Annotated in this window: 11 protein-coding genes; 7 read left to right on the top strand and 4 right to left on the bottom strand. The window is 57.4% G+C overall.

Annotated features, from left to right (window positions below):
- Positions 1 to 22: 22 nt before the first annotated feature.
- The 3 genes from V9K67_RS25070 (at position 23) to V9K67_RS25060 (ending at position 2494) form a co-directional block, all read left to right on the top strand.
- Positions 23 to 445 (top strand): secondary thiamine-phosphate synthase enzyme YjbQ, encoded by a 423-nt coding sequence (locus V9K67_RS25070; RefSeq protein WP_336727536.1) that lies wholly within the window; start codon positions 23 to 25, stop codon positions 443 to 445.
- A gap of 37 nt (positions 446 to 482) precedes the next feature.
- A complete protein-coding gene (locus V9K67_RS25065) occupies positions 483 to 1400 on the top strand; it encodes a pirin family protein (protein ID WP_336727534.1) in 918 nt (305 codons plus the stop codon).
- 62 nt (positions 1401 to 1462) lie between these two features.
- Positions 1463 to 2494, top strand: a complete 1032-nt coding sequence (locus V9K67_RS25060) for an LLM class flavin-dependent oxidoreductase (RefSeq protein ID WP_336727533.1) — start codon at positions 1463 to 1465, stop codon at positions 2492 to 2494.
- 168 nt (positions 2495 to 2662) lie between these two features.
- On the opposite strand, the gene V9K67_RS25055 is transcribed toward V9K67_RS25060, so the two are convergent.
- Together V9K67_RS25055 and V9K67_RS25050 are read right to left on the bottom strand one after the other, a co-directional pair.
- Positions 2663 to 5152: a DUF4132 domain-containing protein gene (locus V9K67_RS25055; RefSeq protein WP_336727532.1), complete on the bottom strand. Its 2490-nt coding sequence runs from the start codon at positions 5150 to 5152 to the stop codon at positions 2663 to 2665.
- Between the two features lie 5 nt (positions 5153 to 5157).
- Positions 5158 to 5556 carry a hypothetical protein gene (locus V9K67_RS25050; RefSeq protein WP_336727530.1) on the bottom strand — a complete coding sequence of 133 codons (399 nt, stop codon included), beginning with the start codon at positions 5554 to 5556 and terminating at the stop codon, positions 5158 to 5160.
- Between the two features lie 313 nt (positions 5557 to 5869).
- Here V9K67_RS25050 and V9K67_RS25045 point away from each other — a divergent pair, with 313 nt between their 5' ends.
- Positions 5870 to 7990 carry an McrB family protein gene (locus V9K67_RS25045; protein WP_336727528.1) on the top strand — a complete coding sequence of 707 codons (2121 nt, stop codon included), beginning with the start codon at positions 5870 to 5872 and terminating at the stop codon, positions 7988 to 7990.
- A complete protein-coding gene (locus tag V9K67_RS25040) occupies positions 7974 to 9263 on the top strand; it encodes an McrC family protein (protein ID WP_336727527.1) in 1290 nt (429 codons plus the stop codon). Before V9K67_RS25045 ends, V9K67_RS25040 begins: the two co-directional genes overlap by 17 nt.
- 63 nt (positions 9264 to 9326) lie before the next feature.
- On the opposite strand, the gene V9K67_RS25035 is transcribed toward V9K67_RS25040, so the two are convergent.
- Positions 9327 to 12236: a T9SS type B sorting domain-containing protein gene (locus tag V9K67_RS25035; RefSeq protein WP_336727526.1), complete on the bottom strand. Its 2910-nt coding sequence runs from the start codon at positions 12234 to 12236 to the stop codon at positions 9327 to 9329.
- 143 nt (positions 12237 to 12379) lie between these two features.
- Between V9K67_RS25035 and V9K67_RS25030 the strand changes: the two genes are divergently transcribed.
- Entirely contained in the window at positions 12380 to 13879 is a 1500-nt protein-coding gene (locus V9K67_RS25030) for a PQQ-dependent sugar dehydrogenase (RefSeq protein WP_336727525.1), read from the top strand.
- 18 nt (positions 13880 to 13897) lie between these two features.
- Here the strand turns inward: V9K67_RS25030 and recD2 are convergent, their stop codons facing one another.
- Positions 13898 to 16399 carry an SF1B family DNA helicase RecD2 gene (gene recD2, locus V9K67_RS25025; protein ID WP_336727523.1) on the bottom strand — a complete coding sequence of 834 codons (2502 nt, stop codon included), beginning with the start codon at positions 16397 to 16399 and terminating at the stop codon, positions 13898 to 13900.
- 240 nt (positions 16400 to 16639) lie between these two features.
- Between recD2 and V9K67_RS25020 the strand changes: the two genes are divergently transcribed.
- Complete coding sequence (locus V9K67_RS25020; protein WP_336727520.1) at positions 16640 to 19240, top strand: alpha-L-arabinofuranosidase C-terminal domain-containing protein; 2601 nt, start codon at positions 16640 to 16642, stop codon at positions 19238 to 19240.
- Positions 19241 to 19562: the final 322 nt, after the last annotated feature.

Raw genomic sequence — 19562 nt, 5'->3', positions numbered from 1 at the left:
CAATAAACCAATAGCAAGGAATATGAAGCTGTTTCAGAAAGCGATAACGTTCCCCGAAAAAAGAAGGGGCTTCCACCTGGTCACCAACGAGGTGGTGCGGGCCCTGCCCGAAATGGCGCAGATCAGCACCGGTCTGTGCCAGGTGTTCCTCCAGCATACCTCGGCCTCCCTGACCATTAATGAAAACGCCGATCCCACCGTGCGCAAGGATTTTGAGATGTTTTTCAATAAAACGGTAAAGGAGAACGATCCCGACTACGTGCACGACTACGAGGGGCCCGACGATATGCCGGCCCACCTGAAGGCGTCGCTGCTGGGCGCCTCCGTGCTCATTCCGATCCGCCACGGCCGGCTGGCGCTGGGCACCTGGCAGGGCATCTACCTTTGCGAGCACCGCGACCAGGGCGGTCCGCGCAGCCTGGTGGTGACGGCCTGGGGTGAATAGGAAATGGTACCTTTAATCCGAAACAATACTTCGGCCTATGCTCGACATTGTCATTGAAGCCCGCCAGGCGGCCATCAGTCCCTCCGTGAAGGTGAAGCGCATCCTGCCCTTCCGCCTGCGCCGGATGGTGGGCCCCTTTATCTTTATGGACCATGCCGGCCCGGTGGCCGACGTGCCCTCCAACGTTTCGTCGCTGGACGTACTGCCCCACCCGCATATCGGCCTGTCCACGGTCAGCTACCTGTTTGGCGGCCAGGTCACGCACCGCGACAGCCTGGGCGTGGAGCAGGTGATTCGCCCCGGCGAGGTCAACTGGATGACGGCCGGCCGCGGCATCGCCCATTCCGAGCGCTTCGAAGACCCCGCCGCCCTGGCCGGCGGCCAGCTGGAGATGATCCAGACCTGGGTGGCGCTGCCCGAAAAGGACGAAGAGGACCTGCCTTCCTTTCATAACTACAAGCCGGAGCAGCTGCCGGTTTTTACCGACAAGGGTGTGTGGATGCGCCTGATCGCCGGCACCGCCTATGGCTTGCGCAACGGGGTGGCCACCCTATCACCGCTCTTTTACCTGCACGTGGTGCTGGAAGCCGGCGCCCATTTTGGCCTGCCCCGCGAACATGCCGAAAGAGGTATTTACCTGGTCAAGGGCAGCGTTGCCATCGGCACTACCGCCTACCGGCAGGGGCAGATGCTGGTGTTCACTCCCGGTGCCGACCCGGTGATCAAGGCCCTGGAGCCCACAACGCTCATGCTCCTCGGCGGCGAGCCGCTGGGCGAGCGCTTTATCTGGTGGAACTTTGTCTCCTCGCGCAAGGAGCGCATCGAGCAGGCGAAGGAAGACTGGAAGCAGGGACGGATCATTTTACCGCCCAACGACAACGAGGCCTTCATTCCCCTCCCGGATGACCGTTCCAAACCTGCCGGCAGCGCACCACGCCCCGAGCCGCTTTCCTGATGGATTCCGGCTCATTTTAAAACCTTATAATTGTCCTCTTTACATAGAAAAAATTGAACTCCATGGAAATAGGAATTGGCATGTTTGGCGACCTGCATATCAACAGCGCGGGCGAGATACAGCCGGCGCACCAGCGGCTGCAGGAGCTGATCGAAGAGATCAAACTGATGGATGAACTGGGACTGGACTTTTTCGGCATCGGCGAGCACCACCGCCCCGACTACGCCGTGTCCACCCCCGAGATCGTGCTGGCCGCGGCCTCCACGGTGACGAAAAACATTAAGCTCGGAAGCGCCGTATCGGTGCTGAGTTCCTCGGACCCCGTGCGCCTGTACCAGAGCTTTGCCACCCTCGACGGCATTTCCGGCGGACGGGCCGAGCTGATGGTGGGCCGGGGCAGCTTTACCGAATCCTTCCCGCTCTTTGGGTACGACCTGAATCATTACGACGAGCTGTTCGAGGAAAAGCTGGAGCTGCTGGTGCAGATCAATAAAGAAAAGCGGGTCAACTGGAAAGGGAAGTTCCGTCCTGCCCTGGTGAACCAGGAAGTGCTGCCCCGGGCGGTGAACGATCACCTGGACATCTGGGTGGCGGTAGGCGGCACGCCGGAGTCGGTGGTGCGGGCGGCCCGCCACGGCCTCCCGGTGATCTTTGCCATTATCGGCGGCAACCCGGCGCATTTTAAGTCCCTGTTCGATTATTACCGAAAAGCCTATGCGCATTTCGGCCATAAGCCCGAAAACCTCCAGGTGGGCGTGCACATGCATTCCTTCTTTGGCGAAAACAGCCGGCAGACCGCCGATGACTATTACCCGCTCTACGCGGCGCAGATGAACCGCATCGGCCGTCAGCGCGGCTGGCCGCCCTACCAGCCGCAGCAATTCGAGTTGGGACGCGGCTCGGGTGGCCACCTGCTGGTCGGCGATGCCAATGAAGCGGTAGACAAGATCCTTCAATTGCACGAGCTGTTCGGTCTTACCCGCTTTTCGGCGCATATGGATGTGGGCGGGCCGCTGCACGGCTCCCTCATGAAGTCCATCGAGATCTTCGGCACGAAGATCGCCCCCAAGGTGCGGGAGGCCTTGCGGAAGTAACCTCACCCCCGGCCCCTCCCGCTGAGGCGGGACAGGTTCTCCATCTGGAGAGGGGTGCCCCAACCAGAGACGTATCCTGCTGGTAGGGAAGAAAGACCCGCAACGGCTGTCATGGGCGCCGATTCCAGGTACAGGATAGGAAAAAAGAGTCGGTAGGATTCCGCCGGGCTACTTCAGTTGCCGGGTGATGGTCTCGTCCTTTATCTTGTCGTCCTCTGCCAGCAGCAGCGCTTTGCTGATGATAATGGACAGCAGGTTGTCACCTTCGAAGGGAAGGTACATTTTCTGGTCCCTTTCCTTTTTGCCGGCCGGCACGATACAGAGGTACTGGTCGTTCGGCTCCATCAGGATGTTGCCGCTGCCCATGTGGATCTTGTAGGTGCGGATCTGTCCCCGGACCACCAGGAACTTGCCGTCAAATGAACACTTGTCGCGGATCTTCAGCCGCGGTACCAGGCGCTGCAGCACCTCCTTGCGCACCTTGGCCGATTCGCCCAGGTCGCCGAAGGAATAGCTCCGCCAGTAGTTGCCGAACTGGCTGTCCCCGGCGTCGCTCCAGTCCGGGTCGTTGCCGATGCTGGTAACGCCTACGAACAGGTCTACGTCCCGCATCACCTCGCTGAAGACCAGCCGGGGCACGTCGGCCAGTTCCAGCTGCTCCCCGTCGCGGTAGAAGCGTACCTGGTCGGTGGCGATATACAGGAAGATACCCATTTCGTTGGTGGCGCCGTTCCAGTCGGCTTCCACATAATACTGGGCCATCATATTCCAGTGCGGAAGCAGGAACACAGGCGTATTGTGCGAATCCCAGCTGCCCATTAAATGATATTTCCACTGGCGCTGCCGGCAAAGGGCGGCAAACTGGTGCTGCCGCAATACGTGGGCGGCAAAGCGGTTGGAATAGGTGTTGGTGCGCAGCTCCGCATCGGTGAGGAGGTAAATTTCACGGTACGCCTGCTTGAAGGGCTGGGTGATCTCCCGCTCCTGTATAAAGTTGCGCCAGGCCACGATTTCTTCCGTAGCCGCCTGGATGGGATGCCATAGTTCTACCTTTGTTTCCTCCGGCAAGTCGGTGATCGGCGCTCCCGCGGCATTCACCAGGCGTCCCTGTTCGAAAAAGCCGCTTTGCGTCTGGCCGTTATGCGTGAAGGACCAGATCAGCCGGCCGGCCACGATCCGTACCAGCGGATGCTGCAGGTACAGCTCCTGCCATTCGGAATAGGGCCAGCTTTTAGCCCGGAGATAGTAGCTTTCGATGCGGTCTTTCTGTACCTGCAGCTGGGCGGCCATTTCGGTGGCTTCGTTCTTCAGCTCTTTGAGCGCCGCGCCATGAGTCGCTTTCACGGCGGCAGGAACGCTTTTCAGCTCTTTGCCTTCCTTTGTCCAGGTCAGTGATACGTCGCCGGCTGCTTTTGCCTGCAGGGTGGCGGTAACGTTGTCGAAGGTTACCTGGCGGCAGCCATGTTTATTCAACCCGAAATCCATCACGCCGATCTCCTCCAGCACATCCTTGTCGCGGCCGCTTTTTTCCGCTACCTCGCCGATCAGTTTATCAATGGATTTGATGATAGCGTTGTTGGTGGTGCGGTTGCGGAATTTCATCAGGCGGGTAACGGCCTCTTTAAAGGGCAGCATGGAAAAAGCAAACATGCAGGCATTGCCGGTTTTGAGGGATACCGGTCCCTGGCCGGGTTTCTTCTTGTAGGCCAGTGCGGCATAGTGGTCCACGGCGGTGTTCAGGGCCGCGTCGTTCACCAGGCCCGCGCACCAGATAAGGCTTTTGAGCAGGTTGTGGTTGCCTTCGCGCAGGAAACCTTCCTGTTCATTGCGGTGGATGGCCAGGAGGATGTCGCGGTTGAAGGACAGCCATTCCGCCAGTTGGGTGGAAAAAGCAGCCCTGCCTGTAGCGGCCACCAGTTGCTGCGCCTTTTCGAGCCACTTTTTTACCGGGGAGCCTTTTTCTCCAGCCGCCAGGCAGTGGTTCAGCAGGGCCTTCCATGCGGCCTTTTCGCTATCGGGCAACGCCTCCAGGAAGGAAATGATCTTTTTGCCCCAGGGATCGTACATATTAACCGCTACGGAGACGGCGCCCTGCAGCAGGAATTCCACGGTACCGTTGATCTTTCTCGCTTCGGATGGCAGGTAGCCATCGTCGGGGATCAGGAAGAGCATCAGGATCTCTTTTATTTCGTCGGTCATGCCTTTTTCGTCCATTCTTTTCAGCACAAGGCCAAGCGCCTTATGGACCACATAGGAGAAGCGGCTGTCGTTCGTTACCTGGCGCCAGCTGTACAGGAACCGGTACAGTTCTTCCTCCGTAAGGTCCATTTCTTCCAGCTGCACGTACTGGAATAGGGAGGTGATCACGTCTATCCTGATCTCTGCGTCCAGGTCGTTCTGCTCCTTCAGGCCGGGCAGCAGGGCGGAGAGGTACAGCAGGTCTTCCTTGCCGCGGATATCGCCGGTATGCAGGTATAAAGCTTCCTTGTTTCCGGGCGAAGGCTGGTTCTGGTAAAAGCCGGGATGGAACGGCAGTTGATGCCGTTCCAGCAGTTTGGCGGCTACCGTATCAAGCCGTTGGCGGATGGCGGGCGTATGGTTGGGGGGCGGGGCGGAGGCCGTTTCGCTTCCGGGCAGGGATGTATGCAGGGAGTCCATGGGGATTAGCCTCCTACAAGGGGGGTTAGTTTGACAAAGCTGATTTCGGAACCGGCATGCAGGAGAAAGGCCTGGTCGAGGGATTCGGCCTGCAGGTTGTCGATAAGCAGGAAAAAGCCGTTGCGCAGAAAGGCTTCTTTTGCGGCCTCTACCTGTTTGTCGGCATCAATGAACCGGAACTTTTGGGACCGGGAGCCGTTCAGGGCAGCTTCCGCTTCGGAGGGTTGTACCAGTCCGTAAAAATTTTCCTTCCGGGCGGTGTTGTGCTGGTGCACTTCGGCCCGGACCCGTTTTTCAATGATGTCGGCCACGGTAACCAGCGACAGGGGAAATTCCACCTGGAAGGTGTGGACCACCTTTCCGGTTCCGGTTTCATCGTTTATGGTCAATGCAAGAGTAGACATAGGGGTTTATTTATAAAATGAAGCCGGCCGGTTCTGTGCACGGACGGTAGGATATGACGGAAAAGGAGATAAGTCTGTGCCGCTCATAAGCTGGTTTTTAGGTGGTTGAAAATACTAAAATTTCGACAGGTTGCGGTGTTTTCAAAAGCGCTGCCCGGTTTTTACAAAATTTTACTCCCGCCTGCTTGTTTATCTTTACAGGTGCCCTTTTTTGTGGCAGCCAAGGCATTTATTTAAGAGCTACAGTTTTTTTCGCGAACTGTCGGGAAACATTATCATTGTAAAAATTTTACCCTTCAAAAACTGATTGCTTATGACGAAGCAGGAGCAAATTATCCGGCTCAGCGACCAACTGCTGGAATTTTTACTAAATTACCGCAAGACCCATCCCAATTTTCGTTTCTGGCTGAGAAGCCGGGAAAATAACAGGAACCGGGACCAACGCCGGTTGGGAAACGGGCAATGGTTTCAGGGATCCGACTATATTTTTCTAAGCTTTTACAACCCAAGTGGCCATAAAAATATGACTAGGAGCATCGGTTGGGTGTTATGGATTGACGATCAGCTTCAGCCCCATTACAAAGTGGAAGTGGTATGGCCGGGTGAAGGCGACTCGGCCCTGCTCGCCTGCTATGAGGATATCGTGAAAAGTGTGGCAGGCTTTGACTCCATAGGTGATTGCAGGTACCGTAAGGAGCTCGCCGACGAGCCTATGCTGCAAAGTCTGGAGGCTTTTATAGAAACGATCCTGCCAGAGTTTGACCACATCATTGCCCGGCATAACCTGACGGAGAAATTCGAAATTCCCCTGCCAAAATTCACAAAACAATTGAATCAGGTGCTGCGTATCAGGGATGGGCTTCATGCTCCAGCCGATCATTTGCCTGCGCCGGCGGCCAGCCTGGGAGACGACCTGGATGATCTGCCTCTGAATACCATTCTTTATGGCCCTCCGGGAACTGGTAAAACCTATAGAACGATCACAAAAGCCCTCTCCCTTATTGAGGATGCCCCGGAAGACGAGCTGATGGAAGAAGACCGCAAGGAGTTGAAAAGGCGTTTTGAGCAATACGTAAGCGAAGGCCGGATATCCTTTGTTACTTTTCACCAGAGCCTGAGCTATGAGGATTTCATTGAAGGAATCAAACCCGTTTTTGATACGGGTGCAAAGGAACTGAGTTATCCCGTTGTGCCCGGATTATTCAAGCAAGTTTGCCTACAGTCCCTGAAGGATCTGTACCAGCGAAACAGTGAGGAGGCCTCATCGGAGGACTTGCATTTTGATACGGTATTTGACGCCTTCATTAGTCACTTAAAGTCTACTTATGAAGAGGATGCGTTTCCTTTTGAAACTAAGGATGGATCCAAGTTAAGGATTGGCAAGAACGAGATTTATCCGGACCGGATCGTAGTGTACTATCAATGGAGCAATAATTCCCAAAAGGCAGTTGCCGGCAAAACACCGTTTACGGTCAGGAAGACCGTACTGGAGCAAATGTACAGGGGAAACGTATCCGGTTCCGAATCGAATCTGCAAGAGGCCTTGAAGCCGTACCTGACATATCATTTGTCGCCGAATTACGGTGTCTATAAAGGATTGCTGAATTTTATCAAGGATCATTTCTCGGAGAAGGAGCGGATCCGGGAAGAAAGCATAGCGGCGGATTTAGGATATGAGGGCTACCTTGAAAAAGTGCAGGCTATTCTCAACAGCAAGGGGACATTGGCGGTTGGTAGGCCGTTTGTACTGATCATCGATGAAATCAACCGGGGAAATGTTTCGCAGATCTTTGGTGAGCTGATTACCCTTTTGGAACCGGATAAGCGGCTGGGTAATTCCGAAAGGCTGACGGTAAAGCTGCCCTATAGTAAGTCGGAATTTGCCGTTCCTAACAACCTTTTTCTGATAGGGACTATGAATACCGCCGACCGGAGTGTGGAGGCCTTAGATACGGCGCTGCGCCGCCGCTTTACCTTTGAGGAAATGATGCCCAGGCCGGAAGTGCTGGAGCAAACGAAGGACGGCATTGACCTGAACCGGATGCTGAAAGCCATAAATGAACGCTTGGAAGTATTACTGGACCGCGACCATACCATTGGTCATGCCTGGCTTATGGGATGCCAGAACGTTTATGAAGTAAAGGAGGCTTTCGAGAACAAGATCATTCCTCTACTGAAGGAGTTCTTTTACAATGACTATAGCAAGATAGGGCTGATCCTGGGCAAAGCCTTCGTGGAAAAGTCGACAAAAAAGTATACCGATTTGTTTGCCGGTTTTGATGGGCTGGAGGCTGATGTTCAAAAAGAGCTGGCATCGAAGGTTACTTATAAGTTCAAAATGCCCCAAGATGAAACAGCCCTGGTTGAAGCCTTCCGGTCCATTTATCCTCCTTCCCCAATTCTTGAAACTGTCAAAGATGCCCCAGCCGCTTAAAGTTTTCGAACACGAGTTTTTGGAAATAGGTACTGGTGATTTTCAGGAGCGACACTGGAAAGCCCTGGGCGCATTTAATCAAAAGAACGGCGATAAGTTCCTTACGCTTTACCCCGATGGCGTTAAGTTCAAACAATATGTGGGGGTAATCCAGGCAGGTAACCTGACTATTGAGGTCCTGCCCAAAGCGGATAAGCCGGGTAACCATAAAAAGCAGGAAGAAAAGGAAAGAATCAAATGGCACCGCGCCCTGCTGCAAATGCTCCGTGAGTGCCAGCTCCTGAAAGTAGAGCATCCCGACTTGGCACAGTTGCAACTGCAGCACCATTCGACCTTAGAGATCTATCTGTCGCTGTTCTTGGAAGAACTTCAGCGGCTGATGCACGAAGGCCTGATCAAAAAGTACCGCAAGGAAGATGGCAATCAGTCCGCTTTGAAAGGGCAACTGTTATTTTCCAAACAGTTAAGTCGTAACCTGGTGCATAAAGAGCGGTTTTATGTGCGTCATACTGTTTATGATAAGGATCACTTGGTACACCAGGTCCTTTTCCAGGCACTGAAGCTCGTAAAAAGGCTTTCCGGCAGCCCGCTTGTTAAGGGCCGGGCGGACCGGTTGCTGCTGGATTTCCCGGATGTAAAGGAAATCAAGGTAACTGCCGATACGTTTAGTCAGGTGGGGGTGGACCAGAAAACGGCCCGGTATCGTCAATCCCTGCTGATCGCCCGAATGCTGCTGTTGAATTACCAACCTGATATCGCAGGCGGCAACGACCATGTGCTGGCGTTGCTGTTTGATATGAACCGGCTTTGGGAAGAGTATGTGTACCGGCAGCTGGTCCGGCTCCATCCCAGTTGGGACATATCGCGCCAGGATGAAATCGGTTTCTGGCAACCTGCAGGCGGAAGCATAAAATCGCTGCGTCCCGATATCGTTATCAACAGCCATTCCCAAGGCCGTGTAGTGATAGATACCAAGTGGAAGATTATCGAAGACAGCTGTCCCGCGGACAGCGACCTGCAACAGATGTTTGCTTATGCACACTATAATGATGCCCGCCTGCTGATCTTGGTTTACCCTTCCGATCGTAAAGAATGTTCCCGGGGAACGTATGTGAAAAAACAGTGGATCAACGGGCTGGAGAGCCATGTAAGTTGCATTTTGCTTAAGGTACCCTTACGCTGGGACGGGGAAAAACTGGATGGGTTGGACCTGCCGCCGGGGTTTTTCTCTGAGGAAGAATTTGTGCCTTACGTGCAGCTTCAATTGTCTTAGGCAAAAGCGCCCATTTTCTTCCTACAGATAATCGGTGCTTACGCCTCCTGTTTCCTGCCGGCGTTACCGCAGCAGTACGATCGTGCCTCTTTGCTGTACCGCAGGTTTACCTTCCAGTTGGTAGGTGCAGAACCATCCGTAGGTGCCGAAAGCTTCCTGTCTTCCTTTGCAGGTGCCATCCCATCCCTTTGCCGGGTCGGTGGTCTCGAACAATTTTGTGCCCCAGCGGTTCAGAACGACCAGTTGGTATTTGACGACCTTTCCCAAAAGCAGGGGACGGAAAGAGTCGTTCTTCCCGTCGCTATTGGGCGTAAAGGCTGTTGGCGCATAGGCCGTCGGTACACTGGCCGTTGGTACGCTGGGTTCCTGCACGCAAAGCTTTGAGCGCACCTGGATGGTATCCGTGCCGGTACAGCCGGATGCATCCGTCACCTCCAGCCGGTAAGTGCCCGGCTGGCTGATGGTAATGCCCGGGGTAGGTGCGCCTGTACTCCAGCGATAGGAGGAAAAGGACGCCAGGGACGTTAACCGCAAAACAGTACCGGCACATAAGGCGGTATCCTCCGGAAGAAAGCCGGCCGGCCGTTCCTGTATGCGGGTGACCGCGGTGGAATCGCTTCCCCTGCAGCCGTTTCCGTCCCACACGTCCACCCGGTACACGCCCTTGTCCCGCACCGTTATTACCTGTTCCCGGGAGCCGGTATTCCATTGGTAGGCCGCAAAGCCGCTCCCCGCATCCAGGGTTTGGGCAGTGCCGGCGCAGAGCACCGAATCACCGCTTAACCGGACCTTTGGGTTTGGGTATACCTCCCGCACCCGGAGGCTATCCTCGGACAGGCAGCCGTTGGCGTTCCAGGCTTTCAGCCGGTAGAGCCCTTTTTGGGGGACAGGCAGGGTAGCCTGGGTGCTTCCGTCGTTCCAGAGGTAACGTACAAAGCCGTCGCCTGCCCGCAGCGTCACGGAGCCGCCGGCACAGAAGCTCGTATCCTTTCCGAGGTCCAGCGGCGTGGAGTGGTAGACGCGGACCAGGAGGGTGCCAGTAGCAATGCAGCCGCCCGCTCCTGTTGCGGTAACCCGGTATTGGGTGCTGACCGGGGGCGTCAGCGTAACGGTTTGTTCCCCGTTGCGGCGCACCGCCGCCGCAGGCTGCCAGTTGTAGCCGGTAAAGCCGCCGGGGGCCGTCACTACCAGCGTATCGTCGTTGCATACGCTGCGGTTGCCGCCCAGGTCGAAAGGCGGGGGCGGCGCCTGCCCCACCGTGATCGTATCCCGCAAAAAGGAGCCGCAGGCGGTTTCCACCCGTACGTGGTAGGTGCCGGGCTGCCGGACGGTAAAGGAGGTGCCGGTGGAGCCATCCTGCCACAGGTAGCCCCGGTAGCCTTGCCCGGCCTGCAGGGTAAGGCTGCCCCCAGTACACAAGGTGGTATCCGGCCCGAGGCTAAGCCCGTCCGGCGCATGATAGGTTACTTCCAGGCTGTCGGCGATGGGAACGCTGCTACCCCCGAGGCGGGCGGTGAGCCGGTAGGTGCCGTTTTGTAAGAACCGCACCGAAAACGTGCTGTCGTTCAGCCGGTAGGCCTCGTAACGGCCCCCGGTCAATTGCCAGTCTACCGGCAGGGAGCAGCCGGCATTTCTTTTCCCGGTAAACAGCACCCGGTCCCGGGCCGTGCACAGGAGGGAGGCTCCCTGGATGGAAAGGGAGGCGCAACTGCTGGTGGAGGAGCAGTAGGTGAAGGCCGTGGCGGCCGGGTGGTTCTGCAGGGTCAGCGAAAGGGGGGAAACGGTCAGCAGGGACGTATCGGCCATATAGATCTGCCCGGAAATCAACGTAGGGCGGAGGGGGATGGTGCCGTTGGCCTCCTCGCCCCAGGGGCAGTCGCCGACCAGGGCATTCAGGTCCGACCTTGACAGGAAATTATGGTATTCACTGGCCACCACCAGTTGACCCCCGGAGCGGACGATCCGGCAGGGGACGGCAGGCTGGGTCATGGTAATGCGGGACCACAAAAGCGAATCCGTGGGGCTGACGTGAAAATAGGTGTTCCCTACCGAGGGGCTCACGCCGAAAAAGGAACCGTCCGGCTCTACCCACAGGTGCGCAAAGTCGGGCCCGTTCTGGTTGCGCAGGCGGAAAGCCGACCTGGGCTGCAGGGCTTTGTCCAGCCGCACGGCCACCGCCTTGTTCTCCGGGATGGTGTTGCCCTGGGGCAGGTAAATGCCGGTAACCAGGTAGCCGTTGTCGTAGCTGTAAATATTGCGGATATCGGTAGGATGGCCGTCCAGTTCCAGGGTCACCTGGCGCTCCGGTTTGCCGGTCGTTGCATTGAAGCACAGGAGGTTCCCGGCCAGGGGCTCCCGGGAGCTCACGGTGGAAGAGCCGGCGACCAGTACCCGGTCGCCGTCCACCAGTATTTGGCGGTAATTGGCGAAGTCGGCCGAAAAAAAGGCCGTCCACCTGATCTGGGAGAAGCCGGGGTCGAAGCGGGTCAGCAGGTACTTGTCGCCACCGCTGCCGGTCCAGTCGCGGAACAGCACGCAGAGGTCGCCGTTTGCGGCCACCTGCATATCGATATAGGAGCAATCCCCTTCGGGATGGATAACCTTTTTGGCGGACAGCAGCCTGCCGGTGGTATCCATCCGGGCGAAACTGCCCCCGCCGAGGGCAAACCATAAAACACCGCCCGGCGCGAGGACCGCCTGGGTAGACGGACCCAGGGCGGACAGGGGGATCTTTTTATTCCACACGATATTTCCCTGGGCGTCTGCCTTGGTGATGCTGGCGTTGCTGTGGCCCCTGCCACCGAAAATAGTGCTGCCGCCGGGCAGGGCCAGCAGGAAGTCTTTATTTTCCGGAGCGCTTTCCAACGTATAGGATTTTACAAAAAGGCTGCTGGTGGAGGTTTGGGAGCGGAGGCTGCCGCCGGCCAGGAGAAAGAATACGCCGGCCCAAAGGCTGATCAGGTAGGTACGCACGAGGTTAGTTTGGTTGTGGGTTAAAGATACGCTTTATTACTACGTGATCAGGTTGCTGCCCCCACGCATGGCACCACTCTTGCCTGTTTTCTCCTGCCTGTTTACCGGGCTGCACCCCTTTTAAAAACCAATCACCAGGAAGTATGCGTAGCATCAGCGCAATTTTACTGTTTCTTCTTTCTGCCTGCGGCGGTACGAAAGCGCCGGAAACCGTAACGGGACCCAAAGGCGAAGTATTTGTCCGCCGGATTGTAGCCGACAGGCTGAGCGATCCCTGGGAGATCACCTACGGTCCCGACCAGTCGTTGTGGGTAACGGAAGCCAAAGGGTACCGGGTCAGCCGGGTGGATCCTGCCAGCGGCAAGCGTACGGTAGTGCTGGATGTGAGCGGGGAGCGGAAGTTTTCGAGGTATGACCTGGTGAAAGAGGAGAAAAAGGAGCGCAAGCCCTGGCCGCAGGGCGGGTTGATGGGGCTGGCCCTGCATCCGCAATTCGGGGAAGGCAAGCCCTATGTCTTTCTTTCCTACGTGTACCGTTTTGCCGGTGCCGGGGCCCGTGGAAGCGGTTGTGCGGATAAGTACGGCGGCTGCTTTTTTTCCACCCGGATCGTGCGGTACCGTTATGATGCCCCGGCCGGTAAGTTAATCGATCCCGTGGTGCTCTGCGATACGATCCCGGGCAGCAACGACCACAACGGCGGCCGTTTACTGATCGCCCCGGAAGGGGACCGGCCCTATTTGTTTTATGCCGTCGGTGACATGGGCGCCGGGCAGTTTGATAACGGGGGACGCCCCAACCATGCACAGGACGTGCGGTTCTACGAGGGCAAGATCCTCCGGTTCCATACCGAGCCGGACGGGGATGCAAACGCCTTTGACCGGTGGATCCCCAATGACAATCCCTTTAACGGGCAACGGCAAAGTGCTGTCTGGACTTATGGCCACCGCAATCCCCAGGGTCTTGCGTTTGCCGGTGGGAAAATTTATTCATCGGAACACGGCCCTTATTCCGATGATGAAGTCAACCTCATTGAAAAAGCGGGTAACTACGGCCACCCGCTGATCGAAGGCTATGCTGACGGCAATTACAACGGGCTGGCCGCCGGCGCTACCGACCACAAAGAGTTGCCGGGAGCCTGGAATACCACTTATCCCGATATCATCAGCGAGCAGGCCACTGCCACAGCCCTGGGGGCTGCTTACCGCAATCCTTTGAAAAGTTTCTACCCCACCCGGAACAGCACCCTGCGGAAGGTGCTGGTCAAAACCAGGGATGGAGAGCGGGGGGAGTGGGTGTCCGAAGCGCCCAGCAGTATAGACGTCTATACATCCCCTGCCATACCGGGGTGGCGCAACTCCCTGTTGCTGTCCACGCTGAAAACCGGCCGCCTGCTCCGGTTGCCCTTAAACGAAAACGGGGACGGCCTTACCGGCGACACCCTGGTGTATTTCCAGGCAATGGCCCGTTACCGGGACATTGCCCTTTCCCCGGACGGCCGCAGGATTTACCTGGCCGTGGACAGTGCCAAAAAATCCTCGGGTCCTACGGAGGACAAGGAAAAGAAAAGCTTTTGCCAGGGCTGCATTGTCGAATTTACCTATACGGGCAACGGGGCCGAGATCGTCCGGTCGAAAGCGCCCTGACCCCGGAAGGGAGGGGACTTATTTTCCGCCTTGCAGCAAATACGCCAATGCGGTTTGCCGTGTCGCCGTATTCTGCTTATTTACCGCCATGGCCAGGGCCTTGCGGGTGCCGATGAAGATCGCCAGCTTTTTGGCCCGGGTGATGCCGGTATAAATAAGGTTGCGGAACAGCAGGTTGAAGTGCTGCGTCACTACGGGGATGATGATGGCCTCGAACTCGCTGCCCTGCGACTTGTGGATGGTGATGGCATAGGCCAGGTCCAGCTCCAGCAGGTGCTCCTTTTCGTAGGCCACTTCCTTGACCTCCTTTCCCGCCTTGAACGATACCATTAAGGCAATGTCCTCGTTGTCCACGTTGGCTACCGTGCCGATGTCGCCGTTGAAGACCCCCAGGTCATAGTTGTTTCGTTTTTGAATCACCCGGTCGCCTACGCGAAAAATCCGTCCGCCCACGGTTACCTGGGCCTTTCCTTCGCTGGGCGGGTTGAGCTTTTCCTGGATCACCTTATTGAGGTTGGCCGTTCCCAGGCTGCCCTTGGTCATGGGCGAGAGGATCTGGATCTCGGTGTTTTTTCCAAAATATTTGGGAATGATGGTCTCGTACAGCTTTTCCAGCATGGGCACGGCGGACAGCCCGTAATTCAGGGACGACCAGGGGTGCACCCGCCGGAGCACCTCTTTCAGCTCGTCGGTGTAGGTACGGGCCTGCAGCAGGGCCTCGATGTCGACGTGGCTGAACTTGGAGGGGATCGAAAACTCGCTGTCCTGGCTGTACGGATCGGCAGGCGTTTCCTGCATCCAGTTGGTCTTTTCGCCGGTGCCGGTGGCCTCGGTGTTTCCGGCCTCTCCCATGCGTTTCACCCGGGCAATAAAGCGCAGCTGCTCGCTGGTGGCTTCTTCCGAATCGATGAACAGGCAGTCGATCTTCTGTTGCCACACCTGGGGCTGGTGAAAGGGCGATTCGATCCGGGGCACCTCGCCGCGGTTGATCTGGTGGGCGTAGGAAATGATCAGCGACTCCTGGGCCTGGCGGAATACTTTGGTCAGGCGGTGGCAGGGCACCACGCCCGAGGCGATCAGGTCCTTCAGCACGTTGCCGGCGCCGACGGCCGGCAGCTGGTCGGCATCGCCGATCAGCACGATCTGCCCCTGCGGGGGCGCCGCCCGCAGCAGGGCCGCCGCCAGGTGCACGTCCAGCATGGAGCATTCGTCCACGATCAGCACGTCGGTTTGCAGGGGATCGAGCTCGTTCTTTTTAAAGCCGCCCTTGGACACGTCAAATTCCAGGAGGCGGTGGATGGTTTTGGCTTCCTCGCCGATGACCTCGCTCATGCGCTGGGCCGCCCGGCCGGTGGGCGCCGCCAGCAGCACCTTGCGGCCCATGGCCTGCAACAGGCCCACCAGGGCCCGGGTGGTGGTGGTCTTGCCGCAGCCCGGCCCGCCGGTCAGGATCGACAGGCGCTCCGTGGGCATATGCAACACGCTTTCCTGCTGTTCGTCGCTGAGGGTGATGCGGTGGAACCTGCAAAAAACCTCCAGCTGCTGCAGCAGGTGCTCGCGGCTGGCCGGCAGCCGGTGAGCGATGAGCTGCCGCACCTTGGTGGACAGGTACTGCTCGTCGTAGAACAGCGAGTGGGCGTAAAAGCATTTTTGTACCCCTCCTTTGTCGTCGGGCAGCATCCGGATCTTCAGCTCTTCTTTCTTTTCCATCTCCACCAAGCCGGTATCGATGGCCCCGGGGGCCTCCAGCGACAGCAACTCCGTCACGCCCTGGACGATCTGCTGCTGCGTGAGGTAGCAGTGTCCCTCGCTGCGGGCGTTTTGCAAAATGTGGTCGATGGCCGCCTGGATGCGCTGGGGCGAATCCTTGGCCAGCCCCAGGCTCAGGGCCACCTTGTCGGCCGAGAAAAAGCCGATGCCGTAAATGTCCTGTGCCAGCCGGTAAGGATTGCTGGTGACGATCTCGATGGCGTCGTTGCCGTAGGTCTTGTAGATCTTTACGGCAAAGAGGGTGGAGATGTGGTGTGATTGCAAAAACAGCATCACGTTGCGAATCTCCTGGTGCTCGGTCCAGGCCTGGCTGATCATTTCCAGCTTGCGCCGGGCGATGCCGTCCACCTCGGTCAGGCGTTCGATGTTGTTTTCAAACACCTCCAGCGTATCCTTTCCGAAATGCTTTACAATCCTTTTGGCCGTTACCGGGCCCACGCCCTTGATGAGGCCCGAGCCGAGGTATTTTTCCAGCGCATGGGCGGTGGCCGGCTTGCGCTCGACCACCTTGACGGCCTTGAACTGCAGGCCGTACTGGGGGTGGGTGGTCCACTGTCCGTACAGGTCGAGGGTGGCGCCGGCAAACACTTTCGACTGGTGCACCACCACGGTCACTTCCTCCGCGGGTTTCTGGAAGCTGGAGACCTTCAGCACGGTATAGCCCGTTTCCACGCTGTGGAAGGTGACGCGGTTGACGATGCCGGACAGTTTATCCGCTTCGGCGGAAGCTTGTTTTTCTGGAGCGAACATAGGCCAGGGTAGTTAAGAAAACGCCATGGAGGGCGGGTTGCCAAATTCTGTAAAATTACTAAGGTTTTCCTTTTTCAAAAGAGCCCGGATGTGGGGGATGGGCCGGTTGCCTTCATCAATTTTACCCTTATTTAGTGAATATGTCCCCCTTTGCTCCCATTTTCCTCCATAATTTGCAGCGTTTCACCGCCAGCCCTGCCCGGAGCCGGCGATACACTTACTTAAATTTCAAGACCATACATGAAACGATTTCTTGCACTGGTAGCCCTGGCGGCGGGAGTAAGCCCGGCGGCTATGGCGAACGAACCCGATTCCGTTTATCTCTTTTCTTACGGAACCACCAAAAACAGCAGTAAGAACGGGCTGCATTTTGCCTGGAGCCGCGATAAGCAAAGCTGGCATCCCGTGGGCAACGAATACGCCTATGTCAAAAGCGATTACGGTCCCTGGGGATCGGACAAGCGCATGATGACTCCCTTTGTGCTGCAGGACGCCAAAGGCGTCTGGCACGCGGTCTGGGGCCTGAACGAGCGCGAACACCTGTTTGCCCATGCGGCCTCGGCCGACCTGGTGGACTGGGGCCGCCAGAACTACCCGGCGGTTACAGCGGGCGCCAACGTGCTGCGGCCGGTGGCGGTCTATGACCAGAAGGCCGGCGCCTACGTCGTCACCTATGCCGATGCAGCGGGGAAGTATTTCCAGGTCACCACAAAGGACTTTAAAAATTACACGGCCGCCACCGAAGTGCCCCCCGCCCGCTACCAGGATGGGAGCCTGACCGTGGCCCTCCCGGGAGGCGCCGCTACCGGGCAGGTGCACCGGGTGCCCTGGTCGGTGGTGGACAAGCTGGTGAAAACCTACGAGCAGAACCAGTACCGCAACACCCTTTACGCAGAAAGCGCGGCCCAGGACGCCCAGCGCTTTGCCGGCCTGAAGCCCGTGGAGGCGAAGATCTCCCTGGAGCCGCAGCGGGCAAAGTCGATCAGCGACCTGCTGGTGGGGGTTTTCTTTGAAGACATCAACTATGCCGCCGACGGCGGGCTGTATGCCGAACTGGTGCAGAACCGCGGCTTCGAGTACCAGCCCGGCGACAAAAAATTCCGCGACCAGGGCTGGAATGCCACCCATGCCTGGTCCCTCAAAGGCGACAACACCCAATTGATCATAGATTCCGCTGCGCCCCTTCATCCCAACAACCCGCATTATGCCGTGCTGCACACTACGGCGCCCGGCGCGGCCCTGGTAAATGGGGGCTTCGACGGCATCCCGGTTAAGAAAGGCGAGCGCTACGATTTTTCGCTTTTCGCCAAACAGCTGGAGGGCAAAGGCGGTAAGATCCGTGTCAGCCTGGTGAGCAAGGAAGGTAACCTGCTGGCGGGTACCACCGTTACTGCAACTGCCGGCGCCTGGAAGGCCGTGAAGGCCGTACTGACGCCCACGGCCGATGCCGCCGACGCCCGCCTGGAGCTGCAGCCCCTGGCCGCCGGCCGCCTGGCGGTGGATATGGTGTCGCTGTTCCCGCAAAAAACCTTTAAAGGACGCAAGAACGGCCTGCGGGCCGACCTGGCGCAGGCGGTGGCCGATCTCCATCCGCGCTTTGTGCGCTTCCCTGGCGGCTGCGTGGCGCACGGCGACGGCCTGGAGAATATCTATCGCTGGAAACATACCGTCGGCCCGCTGGAAGCCCGCCAGCCGCAGCGCAATATCTGGAACTACCACCAGAGCATGGGACTGGGCTATTTCGAGTACTTCCAGTTTTGCGAGGACATGGGCGCCGAGCCGCTGCCGGTGGTGGCTGCCGGCGTGCCCTGCCAGAACTCGGCTACCGGGCCCCATGGGGGCGGCCAGCAGGGCGGCATCCCGATGGACCAGATGGACGAATACGTACAGGACATCCTGGACCTGGTGGAATGGGCCAACGGACCCGCCACTTCCAAGTGGGGCAGGATGCGGGCGGAGGCCGGCCATCCCAAACCCTTTAACCTTAAATATATCGGCGTGGGCAACGAAGACCTGATCTCCGACGTGTTCGAAGAGCGGTTCGCGATGATCTATAAGGCGCTGAAGGAAAAGCATCCGGAGATTACCGTCATCGGCACCGTAGGACCTTTTTATGAAGGAACGGATTACGAGGAAGGCTGGGAGCTGGCCTCGAAGCTGCAGGTGCCCATGGTGGACGAACACTATTATGTTCCGCCGGCCTGGATGATCCACAACCAGGAGTATTACGACCGCTACGACCGTTCCAAGCCGAAGGTGTACCTCGGTGAATATGCCACCCGGGGCAATACATTTTACAACGCCCTGGCCGAGGCCCTGTACCTGGCCTCCGTGGAGCGGAATGCCGACGTGGTGACCATGACCTCTTATGCGCCCCTGCTGGCCCGGGAGGGACATACCCAGTGGAACCCCGACCTTATTTACTTTAACGGCACGGAAGTGAAGCCTACCGTAAACTACGAAGTACAGAAATTGTACGGGCAGAATGCGGGCACGGAATACCTGCCGGCCGCCGTGGCCCTTTCCAATAATACGGAAGCGGTGAGCAAGCGCATTGCCGTGTCAGTGGTGCGGGATGCAAAGAGTAAGGACGTGGTGGTGAAGCTGGTCAACCTGCTGCCCCAGCCGGTGAATGCTTCCGTGGACCTGAAAGGCATCGTGCCGGTTGGTTCCGCAGCGGTAAAGACGGTATTGGCCGGTGCGCCCTCCGACAGGAATGTACGGCCGGTGACCTCGTCGATCGCTGTTCCGGAAAACCTGGTAACCGAGCTGCAGCCTTATTCCTTTACGGTGATCCGCATAAAAGGAAAGCAGGAAGAAAAGCCCGGTAAGCAGAAATAACCCCCCATTTTCTACCGGTCCGTCCCTGCCCGGAGACGTGGAACCGGTTTAATATTGTGTGCGCATCCGGTTTCGTTGAGCATTACTTTTTGACATATCAAGCATAGACAAGCTACGGAGAAGGTTTCCACCTTCTCCTTTTTTTATTTTAGAGGGGTAGGGGAGAAGAAAATGTTAAGAAACAAAAGAAAAGCTTGGCGGGTAATGGTAGAGCTTGTATCTTTGCGGCCCGCCAAACAAATAACGGCGGTTGTTCTTTACGGTGAGGGGAAAATAAGGGTGAAAAAATAGCCGCCGGTTTTTAAGAAAAAAGATTTGGCAG

The sequence above is a fragment of the Huijunlia imazamoxiresistens genome, assembly GCF_037132455.1.
Lineage (GTDB): Bacteria > Bacteroidota > Bacteroidia > Chitinophagales > Chitinophagaceae > Flavisolibacter > Flavisolibacter imazamoxiresistens.
Note: the sequence above shows the minus strand (reverse complement) of the source record. Positions and strands in the feature narration are given on the sequence as shown.